9 protein-coding genes are annotated in these 13,751 nt (G+C 54.2%); 5 read left to right on the top strand and 4 right to left on the bottom strand.

Annotated features, from left to right (window positions below):
* Window positions 1-65 precede the first annotated feature (65 nt).
* The 3 genes from BUE18_RS14720 (at window position 66) to BUE18_RS14710 (ending at window position 5,888) form a co-directional block, all read left to right on the top strand.
* Window positions 66-2,504, top strand: a complete 2,439-nt coding sequence (locus tag BUE18_RS14720; RefSeq protein ID WP_073476871.1) for a glycosyltransferase — start codon at window positions 66-68, stop codon at window positions 2,502-2,504.
* A gap of 2 nt (window positions 2,505-2,506) precedes the next feature.
* A complete protein-coding gene (locus BUE18_RS14715; RefSeq protein ID WP_073476870.1) occupies window positions 2,507-3,826 on the top strand; it encodes a radical SAM protein in 1,320 nt (439 codons plus the stop codon).
* 751 nt (window positions 3,827-4,577) lie between these two features.
* The gene (locus tag BUE18_RS14710; protein WP_073476869.1) at window positions 4,578-5,888 is read left to right on the top strand and encodes an acetyl-CoA hydrolase/transferase family protein; all 1,311 of its coding nucleotides are present in this window, start codon (window positions 4,578-4,580) and stop codon (window positions 5,886-5,888) included.
* Window positions 5,889-6,337: 449 nt separating this feature from the next.
* Here the strand turns inward: BUE18_RS14710 and typA are convergent, their stop codons facing one another.
* Window positions 6,338-8,188: a translational GTPase TypA gene (gene typA, locus BUE18_RS14705; protein ID WP_073476928.1), complete on the bottom strand. Its 1,851-nt coding sequence runs from the start codon at window positions 8,186-8,188 to the stop codon at window positions 6,338-6,340.
* Window positions 8,189-8,448: 260 nt separating this feature from the next.
* Between typA and BUE18_RS14700 the strand changes: the two genes are divergently transcribed.
* Together BUE18_RS14700 and BUE18_RS14695 are read left to right on the top strand one after the other, a co-directional pair.
* Window positions 8,449-8,865, top strand: coding sequence for a hypothetical protein (locus BUE18_RS14700; protein WP_073476868.1), 417 nt, complete (start codon window positions 8,449-8,451; stop codon window positions 8,863-8,865).
* Between the two features lie 106 nt (window positions 8,866-8,971).
* Window positions 8,972-9,226, top strand: coding sequence for a dissimilatory sulfite reductase D family protein (locus BUE18_RS14695; protein WP_073476867.1), 255 nt, complete (start codon window positions 8,972-8,974; stop codon window positions 9,224-9,226).
* A gap of 59 nt (window positions 9,227-9,285) precedes the next feature.
* Here the strand turns inward: BUE18_RS14695 and BUE18_RS14690 are convergent, their stop codons facing one another.
* The 3 genes from BUE18_RS14690 to dprA all read right to left on the bottom strand — a co-directional run bounded on the left by BUE18_RS14690 (window position 9,286) and on the right by dprA (window position 13,744).
* Window positions 9,286-9,927 (bottom strand): OmpW/AlkL family protein, encoded by a 642-nt coding sequence (locus BUE18_RS14690; RefSeq protein ID WP_073476866.1) that lies wholly within the window; start codon window positions 9,925-9,927, stop codon window positions 9,286-9,288.
* A gap of 422 nt (window positions 9,928-10,349) precedes the next feature.
* Window positions 10,350-12,620: a type I DNA topoisomerase gene (topA, locus tag BUE18_RS14685; protein WP_073476865.1), complete on the bottom strand. Its 2,271-nt coding sequence runs from the start codon at window positions 12,618-12,620 to the stop codon at window positions 10,350-10,352.
* Entirely contained in the window at window positions 12,617-13,744 is a 1,128-nt protein-coding gene (dprA, locus tag BUE18_RS14680) for a DNA-processing protein DprA (protein WP_073476864.1), read from the bottom strand. Before dprA ends, topA begins: the two co-directional genes overlap by 4 nt.
* Window positions 13,745-13,751: the final 7 nt, after the last annotated feature.

Raw genomic sequence — 13,751 nt, 5'->3', positions numbered from 1 at the left:
AATAAAAAAGCGCGGCACGCCAAGGAGCATCCACCCACTCTAAAATAAAAATTGAGGAAAACGCCATGAAAACCATGATGCTTAAGACAGACATGCACGTGCACTCCAAGTATTCCAAAAGGCCTTCCGAATGGGTCTTGAGGAAACTGGGCGCGGCGGAAAGCTACACCGAACCCACGGAACTCTACCGCATCGCCAGGGATCGAGGCATGAACCTGGTGACCATTACGGATCACAATTCCATCGGCGGCGCCCTTGAAATCGCCCATCTGCCGGGAACCTTCATCAGCGAGGAAGTGACATCCTATTTTCCCGAAGACGGATGCAAAGCCCATGTGCTGGTGTACGATATAACGGAAAGCCAGCACCAGGAAATCAGCCTCATCCGCAAGAACATCTACGATCTGGTCAAATACCTCCGGGATCAGGATTTGCTGCACGCCATCGCCCATCCTCTGTTTCCCATCAACGACCGGCTCACGCCCCAGCACGTGGAAAAATTTCTGGTGCTCTTCAATATCCTGGAAGCCAACGGCGCCCGGGACGTACTCCAGAACCAATTCATCACGAATCTGGTGAAAGGGCTGACCAAGGAAAAACTGGAGGAACTGGCGGACATGCACAATCTGGAGCCCTGCGGAAAAGCGCCCTGGAAAAAGCAGCTTATTTCCGGCTCCGACGACCATTCCTCCCTGACCATCGCCACAACCTATACCCAGGTGGAGTGCGACCTGGACGACAAAAACTCCTTTCTCCGTGAGATTGCGGCGGGAAGGGCCGTGCCCGGCGGCGAGGCCTCCGAGCCCAAAACCCTGGCCCACAACATCTACAGCATCGCCTTTCAGTACTATAAACAAAAATTCAGCCTGGACCGCTTTGTGGAAGGCGAGGTGCTGACCAAGTTCATTGACCAGGTCATGAGCCCCTGCCCCGCCGGCGTAGAACCGGACGCAGGGTTTGTGGATCGACTCAAAGGCCTTTTCCATAATTCGCGAAAAGGCCGTTTTTTTAAGGCCGAGCCTCAAAACCTTCAGGAAATGCTTCAAATGGAAGCCAGGAAGGTCATCCTGAACAACTCGGCCATGTACCGGCTGGTCAAGGATCCGTCCCCACCGCCCATTCAGAAGCCCGAGGTGTGGTTCCGCTTCGTCAACAAAATGAGCGAAACCGTGCTCAAGGCCTCGGCGGACAAGGCCCTGGACAAACTCTCCACGGGCAACTTCTTCGACCTCTTCCACATGCTGGGCTCGGCGGGATCGCTTTACACCATGCTCTCCCCTTATTTGGTGGCCTGGGCGGTCTTCGCAAACGGCAGAAACATGGTCCGCAACTGCAAGCTCCATTTTGCGCCGGACAATAAAAGCGTGTCCAAGCCGGAGGTCCGCATGGGCCATTTTACGGACACCCTGCACGAGATCAACGGCGTGGCCCTGACCCTGAACATGCAGATAGACATCGCCAGGAAAAACGAAATCCCCCTGACCATGATCACCTGCGGCCCTGAAAACGGCAAGCCCGGCGTCAAGCACTTCAAGGCGGTGGGCGAGTTCGGCCTGCCTGAATACCAGGAAATCAAACTGTACTATCCGCCCCTTATGGAAATGATCGATTACTGCTACGAAAATAACTTCACCCATATCCACTCGGCCACTCCAGGCCCCATCGGCCTGGCCGCCCTGGCCATTGCAAGGGTGCTCAAGCTGCCCATCTACGGCACCTATCATACCGCCCTGCCCCAGTACGCCAGCCTTATCACCGGCGATCCCAATATGGAGGACCTGGGCTGGAAATACATCGTCTGGTACTACGACCAGATGGACAAAATCTACGTGCCTTCCAGGGCCACGGGCGCGGAGCTGGCGGAAAAAGGCATTTCCAAAAACAAAATCAAATTCTATGAACGCGGCATCGACATCGACCGGTTTCATCCCAGAAACCGCAACGGCTTTTACAACTCCCATTTCAACCTGGACGACTCAGTCACCAAGCTCCTGTACGTGGGCCGGGTTTCCAAGGAAAAGAACCTGCCGTTCCTGGCCGAAACATTCAAGGAAATGCGCCGCGAAAACGACAAGCTGCACCTTATTGTGGTGGGCGACGGTCCTTATCTCAAGGAGATGAAACAAGTCCTGCAGGGAGAAAACGCCACCTTCACCGGCTACTTACAGGGCAATGACCTGGAGCAGGCCTACGCCTCGGCCGACGTCTTTGTGTTCCCCTCCACCACCGACACCTTCGGCAACGCCATCCTGGAAGCCCAGGCATCGGGCGTGCCCGTTGTCGTCTCGGACGAAGGCGGCCCCAGGGAAAACTGCGTGTCCGGCAAAACAGGGTTTATCGTGCCTTCCCACGACGCGGCGGCCTTCAAGGAGGTAGTGCTCAAGCTGGCCTCGGACCCGGAGCTCAGAAAGCAAATGGGCCTGGACGCCAGGGACTACATGCAAAGGCATTCCTTTGAATCCAAGTACATGGAACTCTGGGAAAGCTACGGGAGGGCTGCCTGATTATGGCGACTGCAAAGAATATTTTCGGAGGAATCAAAACCGCTGCGGGCGTGTTCAAGGGAATCAGCCCCGGACAATTGATCATCCAGTTCACCAATAAATGCAATGCTACCTGTCCTCAGTGCGGCATGAACAAGGGAAACAAGTTCTCACGCTCCACACTAAATATGGACGAGTGCAAACGCATCATCGACGCGGCCGCGGTCAAGGGCGTCAAAGCGCTTTCGCTCACCGGCGGCGAGCCTCTCCTGTACCTGGACGAAATCGCGGAGCTGCTGAAGCACGCCGGGCAGGCGGGAATCGAATACACGCGCACGGGCACCAACGGCTTCTTTTTCGCCAATCCCGGCAGCCCGAATTTTGAGGACAGGGTAAAAAAAGTCGCCGACGCCCTGGCTGACACGCCCTTGCGAAACTTCTGGGTGAGCGTGGATTCCCACGCTCCGGAATACCACGAGAAAATGCGCGGCTTCCCCGGCCTGGTGGAAGGCATGGAAAAGGCCATCCCGATTTTTCAGGAGCGCGGGATTTATCCTTCTGCCAACCTGGGCATAAACAGGAATACGGGCGGCGACTCCACGGCCAAGCTCTTCATCCCGCCCGGAATCACGGACGGACAAACCAGCGAAACCGTCCTGTTTTACACCGGATTTAAAAAGGCCTTTGATAACTTCTACCATTTCGTGAACGACCTGGGGTTCACCATGGTCAACACATGCTATCCCATGAGCATCAACGAAGAGGAAAGCGAAGGCCTGAGCGCAGTGTACGCCGCCACGTCCACCGAAAACATCACGGGATTCACCCCCCTGGAAAAATCCCTGTTGTTCAAGGCCCTGGCCGAAACCATCGGCAAATACAGGCCGGTCATCCGCATCTTCTCGCCGGTGACATCCCTCATGGCCCTCCAGGGAGACTATTCCAACGGCCATAAGGAATCCCGCCCCTGCCTGGGCGGCATCGACTACTTTTTTGTGGATGCGGAAGGCGGCAACACCTATCCCTGCGGTTTCCGCGGCAAGGATAATATGGGCAAATACTACGACCTGGATATGAAAACCATCGACCGCAACGCCGCATGCAGATTGTGCGACTGGGAATGCTTCCGGGACCCCTCCGAACTTTTCTGGCCCTTCATGCAAATGGCCCGGCATCCTTTCACCCTGGCAGGCCGGTGGATGGAAAACACCACCTCCCTGAAAAACTGGGTCAAGGACCTGGCATACTACCGCGCCTGCGGATACTTTAACGGACGGGAAGCGCCCAATTACATCAAAATGGCCAAGTTCGCCAAAACCATTTGGCAGCCGGCTTTGTATTGAAGATACTCTGCCAAAAACAGGGCTGGCCAAGACGGGGGAGCGCGCCGGTGCGGAGCAAAACGCTTGGAACCCTCTGCCTCCCCTGTTTATTGGGTTTCACGGGTCTCCACCCAACCTGCTTTTTATTCATAAAAACAGTAGTTTGTATAGAATAAGCACCGCATTAGAAAGGGCCTTCGGTTGAATCTGTTATTAAGGACGCTCGAAGCCTGGGGTGCTTCAAACGAAACCCAACAAAAGGAACTCGACCCGGGCCGTCCGTCCGCTCATCGTCTCCAATTCCAAGATGCTTAATCAGCCGCACCTTTTGGCCTCCGGCCCCAGGCAAATAAAAACCTTGCCAGGGCCACCCTTTCCAAAAATCAACCTCGGTTCCCGCCAGTCCATTCGCGTTGGAGCCTTTCCCGGCCGCGCTTATGCCCCTGGCATTGCAAGCCGTGGCGTGAGTACTTCGTATAAAACAATGCGCACCAAGGTATTAGTCCCCAATTTTTTAGGCCGTCTCCTCTTTTGATTTTACATATTGTAAATTCTTTCAACATTCCACATGCTTCACCTGCGTACGCACGACCGCGCATTAATGGCATTTTTTATCTTAATATCAAAGCATTAAACTCATAAGTGTTCACAGGCTCTTCCTGGCACAAGCGTTGCTCAACGAGTGGTTAACTAGTTCGGCAAAGCCCGGCGACAGTTTTGCTTATCCAAAACCGGGCGCAGCGTTCAAACTCATATGAAAAGGAGAGCCGCCATGGAATGGATGAGTCTTTACAAGCAGAAGCTGACCACTGCGGAAGAAGCCATGTCCCACATCAAATCAGGAGAGAACATCACCTTTTCAGGCGCCAACAGCGCTCCTCCGGACTTGGTCAACGCCTTGTGCAAACGCTATCAGGAACTGGAGAACGTCACTTTGTGGTCCGGGCTGTTGATGTATCCTTTTGAATTTCTGAAAAGGGAGTACAAGGGGCATTTGAACTACATCACTACTTTTTACGGGCCCGTGGAAAGAATGTTCGCTGCGGAAAAAAACACGGAGAATTTTTCCTTTCATTTCTCCAATGCGGATAAAGCCTGCTACGGCGTGGCGGACTGGGATTATCTCATGTGTGAAGTATCTCCGCCGGACGCCAAGGGTTACATGAGCTTCGGCCCTACGGGCATCTACCACAACGGGTTCATGCGCGACCTCGTGAAAAAGGTGGTCGTCCAGGTGAACGATCAATGCCCATACGTAAACGGCGTGGAAAACGTCATCCACGTGAGCGAGGTGGACGCCATTGTGGAAAGCAGCCATCCTATTCCCGAAATGCCCGAGATAAAAATCGGGGAAGCGGAAATGAAAATAGGCCAGTTGATCGCCGAGCAGGTTCCGGACCGGGCCACAATCCAGATTGGAATCGGCGGGGTGGCCAACGCCGTGGGACACTTTTTGGACCACAAAAAGGACCTTGGCATACACACGGAATTGCTAACGGATTCCATGGTGGACCTGGCCGAGCGGGGAGTCATCACCAACCGGGCCAAGAACTTCCACCACGGCAAAGGGCTTATCGGCGGATTATGCATCGGCTCCAAAGCCACCTATGAGTTCATCGACCGGAACCCCACATTGACTTTCGCCCCGGTATTTTACGTGAACAACCGCCAAAACATCGCCCGGAACGACAACTTCATCTCCATCAACAACGCTCTGTCAGTGGATCTGACCGGTCAGGTGGCCTCCGAGTCCATAGGCTTTTCCATGTACAGCGGAACCGGCGGCCAGGCTGACTTCGTCCGGGGCGCAACCCAGTCCAAGGGCGGCAAATCCTTCATCGCCCTCAAGTCCACTTACAAGGACAGAAACGGCGGCCTGCAGTCCCGGATCGTCTCCGTCTTTGCTCCGGGCACCGCCGTCACCAGCGTCCGGGCCGACGTCATGTACATTGTGACAGAGTTCGGCATCGCCTATTTATGGCAAAAAACCACGTCCCAGCGGGTGCAGGCCATGATCTCCATCGCCCATCCCGACTTCCGCGGGCAGTTGGAAAGGGACGCCGTGCAGTACGGATTGTTATAGGTGTTATGCTTAAGTGCTTGGAGTGCGGAATTGGTTAATCAGCCCTGGTAAAGCAACATCTTGCCAGGGCTGGCCGGGGTGAGGAGCTGTGCTCTGAAAACCGAGGCGCCTGGACGCTTTGTACGTCCTCATTTGTTGGGTTTCGCGGGGCTCTGCCCAACCTACGTTTTATTTATAAAGACGGCAGGTTGGGTAGAGTATGTTCGGTTTTAAAAAGGCCTAACGGTTAAATCCGTTAGTGAGGACGCCCGAACCCAGGAAAGATTCAAACGAAACCCAACAAAAGGAACTCCATCCAGTTTTGTCGGTTCGATGTATGCGCCCGCTTCCGCCTGACATTCTCTTGCGCGAAGCGCCATGGAAAAGTTTTTGTCGAACTTTTTACAAAAAGTTCGCCGCCGGAGGCGCAGCTAATCTTTTATATTTTCGCTTTTCCGTCGTTCTCTTTGTTACTGTTCCTTATTCAAGGCTTTGGCTTTGGCGTTGCGCATCTGGTAGCGGGCCTGGGCGGAAAGCACGGCTTTACGCAAACGCAGGGATTTCGGCGTGACCTCCACCAGCTCGTCTTCCTTGATAAAGTGCAGGGCCTGCTCCAAAGTCATTTTTTTCACAGGAGTAAGGGTGACGGCGTCGTCCTTGCCGGAGGCCCGGATGTTGGTCAGCTTTTTCTCCTTGCAGGGATTGACGTTGATGTCGTTTTCGCGATTGTGCTCGCCCACGATCATTCCCTCGTAGACGGGATCGTTGGGAACCAGGAACAGGCGGCCTCTGGGCTCCAGGTTAAACAAGGCGTACGCCACGGCAGAGCCGGCCCGGTCGGAGACGATGGAGCCGGAAAACCGGGAGGGGAAGTCGCCGCGGTATTCGCCGTATCCCTCCAGGATGGAGTTCATGATGCCCGTGCCCTTGGTGTCGGTGAGAAACTCGTCCCTATAGCCGATAAGGCCGCGAGACGGCGTGGAAAACTCCATGCGGACCCGGCCGGTGCCCTTGTTGACCATGTTGGTCATTTTGCCTTTGCGCATGGAAATTTTTTCCGTGACTACGCCCATGAACTCCTCGCTGCAGTCGATGAACAAGTGCTCGATGGGCTCCATGAGCACGCCTTCTTTCTTCCGGAGGATGACCTGGGGCCTGCCCACCGTGAGTTCAAAGCCCTCCCGGCGCATGGTTTCCACCAGGATGGCCATCTGGAACTCGCCCCGGCCCTTGACAATATAGCTTTCCCTGTCTTCGGCCAACTCCACCTGGATGCCCACGTTCAGCAGGGTTTCCTTGAAAAGCCGCTCCTCGATCTTGGAGGACTGCACCAGCTTGCCTTCCTTGCCGGCCAGGGGCGAGGTGTTGGGGCCGAAACGCATGGACACGGTGGGCTCGTCCACCCGTACGCGCGGCAAAGCCTTGGGGGCGTCCAGGGTGCAAATGGTGTCGCCGATGGTCACGTTTTCGATGCCGGCCAACACCACGATATCGCCGGGTTCGGCGCCGGTGATTTCCGCCAGGGAGTTTCCTTCGTAAGACTGGAGCTTGGTCACCTTCAGGGGGATGTGCTTGTCCTTTTCAGACAGGCAAACCAGTTCCTGGCGCTGTTTCACGCGCCCGTTAAAGACGCGGCCCACGGCCAGCCTGCCCACGTAGTCGGAATAGCTGAGGTCGGCCACCAGCATCTGAAAAGGTTCATCAGGATCATAGGACGGAGGCGGAACCTTTTCTAAAATGGCGTCGAACAGCAGGCGCAGGTCTTCGCCTTTATCCTCAGGGGATTCCATGGCGACCCCGTCCCGGCCGATAGCGTAAAGATAGGGAAAATCAAGCTGCTCGTCCGTGGCGTCCAGGTCAATGAACAGGTCGTATATTTCGTCCAGGACTTCGTCCGGGCGGGCGTCTTTGCGGTCGATCTTATTGATGACCACCAGAACCGGCAGGCCCGCCTGCAGGGTTTTCTGCAAGACGAAACGGGTCTGGGGCAGCGGGCCTTCCGACGCGTCCACCAAAAGCAGGGCGCCGTCGGCCATGGTCAGGGCGCGCTCCACCTCTCCGCCAAAGTCGGCGTGGCCGGGGGTGTCGATGATGTTGATCTTGATGTCTTTGTATTTCACGGAGCAGTTCTTGGCCGCAATGGTGATGCCGCGCTCCCGCTCCAGTTCCAGATTGTCCATCAGGCGGTCCTGGACCACCGCTCCTTCCCGGAACATGCCGGATTGACGGAACATAGCGTCCACCAGGGTGGTTTTTCCGTGGTCGACGTGGGCGATGATCGCCACATTGCGGATGCCGCTGTTTTGCTCTTTATTTGCCATGGCTAATTTTTCCAGCCTCTTTTGAATAAAAATAAAAACGCGCCTCGGACAGATGCCGCCTCCCATTTCCAGGCGTCCCTGCCCCAAACGCGTGAATCAACTTCCGGAGCGGTTGTGCAACAATTGACGAAATTTTGCAACCCCTATTTTGTTTGGATTGCGTTTACCCATGAAGACTTGATAGATATACGGTTTCAAGGTATAAAATCCATGCAGCCTTTCTTAACTTGGAATTTAATCAGGAAGGAGAGCTTGATTCCATGGAAGAAGCTCAACTTGATGAAATTGAAGCATTAAAAGCCCGCATCGCCTCCCTTGAAGCCGAAAACAAAAGGCTCAAAGACCGTATTGAAAAACTAAAGTCCGGGAAAGAAGGCTTCTACACGCTGAAATCGGGACTTTCCAGCCTTGTCGATCTGGGGGAAATCACCGAAAAACTCCCGCCGGAAATTCCTGAGCACAAAAAGTGGAAAGCGACCGACTACCCAAAGGATTGGCCGCCTAAGCAAAAGGCCGCACACTATTTGGAAACCTTTTGGAAAAACTATCCAGTCTCCCGCAGCTACTTTTCCAACGTCAAAGGCGGACAATCATTTTACAAATACATCTCCCGCAATAACCTCTTTGAATTGCTGCCTGATTCGTTCCAATTGGAGTTTAAAAAACGGATGGGTTAGTTAAGGCGCAAAATTTTTTATTGACAAATGTACTTACTTAAGTACATACTTTCTCCCAAGAGAGGCGGAACTTGCCTCTTTCCACTCAAAAACAAAGGAGATGCATATGAACGAGATACAGGAAAAAATTCTGGCCGCTCTGAAAGACAGCTCCAAACGGGGAAAGCCCATGTTATATCCGAAAGACCTGGCCAAAAAGGTGGGGATGAGGTTCCGGGCCATCAAACCCGAGGTGCAGTCGCTAATCGAATCCCAGGCGCTGGCTTATTACTATCCGGGAAGTTCCACATACATCATGCTGAAAAGCGACTATGACGCAAGAAACGCCATCGAGGAAAAGGGAAAGGCTCTTGAAGAATAGGACGCAAAACGCCCCGGACCGCTCGGCGGCCGGGGCGTTTGATCTAAAGGAGAAAAACTCTATTTGAAGTAGTATTTGAACCCGAGAGTGACCGAGAAAGCATCCAGATCTGTGCTTTCATGCAAGGTTAAGACTCCGTAATCAAACTCATATTCCGAAGAGTGATCCGTATATTTCAATTCCACATCCACTCCGAAATTCTCCGTAAAACGGGTTTCCACGCCGCCCACTGCGTGAAAGCCAAAATCATTCTTAAGCTCGACAGAGGGACCCGTGACTTTTTGATCAAATTCGTTGAAGTAGTAGCCCATGCCTATGCCTGCGTAAGGCGTGCAAATGGAGTCGTTGGCCCAATGCCCCCGCACGGTGAAGTACACCGGGATTTGCTGAATATCGCCGGCCTCGAGGGCAACTCCGGCCGTTTCCTCTGTAAATGTGTATTCGGAATAATCAACGCCGAAAGCCAGGGAGCAATATTTGTTGAAATAATAGGTTCCGTAAATCCCGAACACGGCTGTTTCGTCGTATACGTAGTCAATATCGCCGGACTGGGTTTCCAGCTTGGTATCATCCAATATGTTATTGTATCCCGCCTTAACGCCCACAGCCCACGTGCCGGTTGCATCGTCCGCCATGGCGGGCGCGCTGAAAAATGCAGCCATGATAATAACTGTTGCAACAATCCAATAAATCTTTTTCATATTTTCCTCCGAGCTGATAAAATGATTATGTTTTGATGTACGATCAGGCTCCGCTTTGCTGCTTGGAAGCCTTGCATCCCCCTCTTTTCGTTTTAGGGCGGCAAGACCGCCGCAGTGTTTAACCCGACCCAGGCATTACCACAAAATTTCAGCCAATTTGAAAGTTGCTGAAATAAAGTCGCCTATAGTGTCACAAACAAAAGGGATTGTCTACATAATTATCCCACTATTAGGCTATATTCATTCGCACTGCCCCCGAATAACATCTTTCTTTTTCAAATTCTTTGCTAATAAACAGATGGATATACAAGAAGCTGAATCGCCCCATCAAAAACAAAAAACGCCTTGAAGCAGGGGACGCTCCAAGGCGTTGCTAAGCATGAAAACAATTCAAATAAGGCTAAGCCATTTTCCCAAGGCGGCTATTGGTGGTCCTCCCTGTATTTACAGCCGCGGGTCGGGCACTTTAAATATACGCCGCTTTTCTTGGTGGATTTTTCCACAAGAAAGGGAGATTGGCAGACCGGGCAGGGTTTGTCCACGGGCTTGTCCCAGGTTGCAAAATCGCATTTGGGATATCTGCTGCACCCGTAAAAAACCTTGCCCCGCTTGGACCGTCTTTCATGAATTTCGCCGTCGCAGCCCTCCACCGGGCATTTGATGCCCGTGGCCTGATTCTGCTGGGCGCCGCCGTTCATGGTTTTGGTGTTTTTGCAATCAGGATATCCCGAGCACCCGAGAAAGGTTCCATACGGGCCGCTTTTGACCAGCATGGGCTTGCCGCACTTGTCGCAGACCTCGTCGGTCTCCTCGGTCTCGGGGGGCGTTTCCATGACAATGCCGCCCTTTTCGTCCCGTTCGTAATTCCGTGTAAAGCGGCAGTCGGGATATCCCGAGCAGGCCAGGAAGGGGCCGTTTTTTCCAATTTTGATGTGCAATTCCTTTTCGCACTGGGGGCACTTGATGCCGGTGGGCACGCCCACGCCCTTGACGCTGACCATTGTGTCGCCGGCGTTTTCCAGGTCCTGTTTAAAGGAATTATAGAAAGCGTTCAGAATTTCCAGGGAATTGGCCTGGGAGGTTTCCACCTTGTCCAGGTTGTCCTCCATCTGGGCGGTGAAAGGCACTTCAAAGATGTCCCCAAAGCTGGAAACCAAAAGATCGTTGACAATGAACCCCAACTCGCTGGGCCGGAAATAGCGCTTGACCAGTTCCACGTAGCCTTTATCCCGAATGGTGGATAAAATGGCCGCATAGGTGCTGGGGCGGCCGATCCCGTTTTCCTCCAGCTCTTTGACCAGGCTGGCCTCTGAAAAGCGCGGAGGCGGCTGAGTGAAGTGCTGTTTGGGCTCCAGCTTGGTGCACTGAAGGATCATTTTTTCCTCCAGCACGGGCAGCATGATCTTGTTGGCGTCCTTGTCCCCATCGCCGGAATCGTACACCATGAGATATCCCTTGAACTTCAAGGTGCTCCCTGTGGCGTGAAACATGTAGCGCCCCGCCTTGACGGAAACGGAAGTCTGATCAAACAGGGCCGGATTCATCTGGGAGGCGACAAAGCGCTGCCAGATCAACGTGTACAAGGCCAGTTGATCCTTGGACAAGACGTCCGACACCTGATTAGGAGTGCGGAGCACGTTGGTGGGGCGAATGGCTTCGTGGGCGTCCTGGACCTTTTTCTTGTTCTGAAAAAACCGGGGTTTGTCCGGCCGGTATTCGGGCCCGTACACCTTGCCGATGTAGCCCAGAGCTTCCATGGCCGCCTCGTTGGAAACGCGGGTGGAGTCCGTACGCATGTAGGTGATGAGGCCCACGGGCTCTCCCGGTCCCAAGTCGATGCCCTCATAAAGCTGCTGCGCCAAAAGCATGGTCTTTTTGGCGGAAAAACGCAGCTTATGGATGGAGTCCTGCTGGAGCTTGCTGGTGGTGAACGGCGGCAGAGGATTTCTTCTGACCGTTTTCTTGATAACCCGGTCCACCACATAGGTTTCGCCTTCCAACTCCTTAAGGACGGCGTCGGCTTCCTCCTGATTGGACACCTTGGCTTTTTTGTCGTCGATCTTCAGGAGCTTGGCCGGAAAGACCGGAGGTTCGTCCTTTTGCAGATGGGCGGTGATGCTCCAGTATTCCTCCGGATCGAAGGCCTGGATCTCCCGCTCCCGCTCGCAAATCATGCGCACGGCCACGGTTTGCACCCTGCCTGCGGACAATCCCCGCTGCACCTTCTTCCACAAGAGCGGCGACACCTGATAGCCCACCAGTCTGTCCAGGATGCGGCGAATTTGCTGGGCTTCGAACTTGCTTTTGTCCAGTTCCAGAGGGTTTTGCATGGATTTGAGGATGGCGTTCTTGGTCAGCTCATGAAAAAGCACCCGGTGGAAGCGCCGGTTTTTCCCTTGCAGCAGTTGGGCCGTGTGCCAGGCGATGGCCTCCCCTTCACGGTCCGGGTCAGGGGCCAGAAATATTTCAGCCGCATCCTTTGCGAGCTTTTTCAGGTTGGAGATGACTTTTTGCTTACCGGGAATGACTTCGTATTGAGGCTCGAAATTATTATCAATATCAATACCGATATTCTTCTGAGGCAGATCCCTCACGTGGCCCACGGTGGCGGCCACATTATAATCGTTTCCCAAATACTTTTTTACGGTACGAACTTTTGTGGGTGATTCCACAATGACTAAAGGCTTGCTCACTGTAAACTTGTTCCTCGGGAAAACAGCTTGCCGGGCTCCTGCCTGGCAAGCCCTTTAAGTTCCAATTGAAGTAATGACGCGGACAAAGTCCCCACCGGCATACCCAGGCGCTGCACCAGGACGTCGATGTGAATGGGATACGGCCCCAGCGCTTCTAACACGGTTTGCTCGTCTTCCGCAAGTCCCATGGCTGGCGCCGGCGCCGGATTCAATGGTTCTTCCAGGGCCGTGGCCGATCGCGCAGCGGGCTCATGGCTGGAAAGGGCCAGGGCTTCCAAAATGTCCTGGGCGCTTTCCGCCAGGCCGGCGCCCTGCTTGATCAACCGATTGGTTCCAGCGCTTTTATGCGACTCCACGCTGCCTGGTACGGCGAAAACCTCCCTCCCCTGCTCGGCGGCCAAATTGGCAGTGATCAGGGATCCGGATTTTTGGGCGGCCTCCACCACCAGGACGGCTTTACACATGCCGCTGATAATCCTGTTTCTTATGGGAAAATGGCGGGCTTCGGGCTCCGAGCCCACAGGAAACTCCGAAATCACCGCCCCGTTTTGGGCGATCTTCTGATAGAGATCCTCACTTCCCCGGGGATACACCTTGCCTAGGCCGCAACCCAGGACCGCCACGGTTTTTCCGCCTCCCTCCATAGCGCCCTGATGAGCTCGGGTGTCTATCCCCCTTGCCATGCCGGACACCACAACAACCCCCTGATCGGCAAGATCGCGGCAAATTTTAAAGGTGGCGTCCAGGCCGTAATACGTCGCGCTGCGGGAGCCGACAACCGCCACGTTCCGCTCCCCCTTCGGCAATTCGCCGTAAACGTACAGCAATGGAGGCGGGTCGGGAATGTGGCGGAGCAGAGGAGGATATCCCTCATCCGCAAAGGTGACGATTGCAAAGCCGCTTTGCCGGGCGGCTTTCATGTCGTCCAGCACATGGCCGGGCATCTTATGGTTCAAAATGGCCCGGGCCAGCCTGGGGGATATCCCCTGGACGGCCGTCAGCCTTGACTGGGAGGCTTTAATGACCTCCTCAGGATGCGAAAAGCGCTCCAGTAAACGGCGAAACAGGAGGTTTCCGATTCCAGGAACGCTTTTCAGAAAGAACCATGGATAGTATTGGTCCATGCGCCCT

This window comes from Desulfatibacillum alkenivorans DSM 16219, from assembly GCF_900142135.1.
In the GTDB taxonomy this organism is placed as follows: Bacteria; Desulfobacterota; Desulfobacteria; order Desulfobacterales; family Desulfatibacillaceae; genus Desulfatibacillum; species Desulfatibacillum alkenivorans.
The sequence above is the reverse complement of the archived record's forward strand: the minus strand, read 5'-3'. Positions and strand labels throughout refer to the sequence as shown.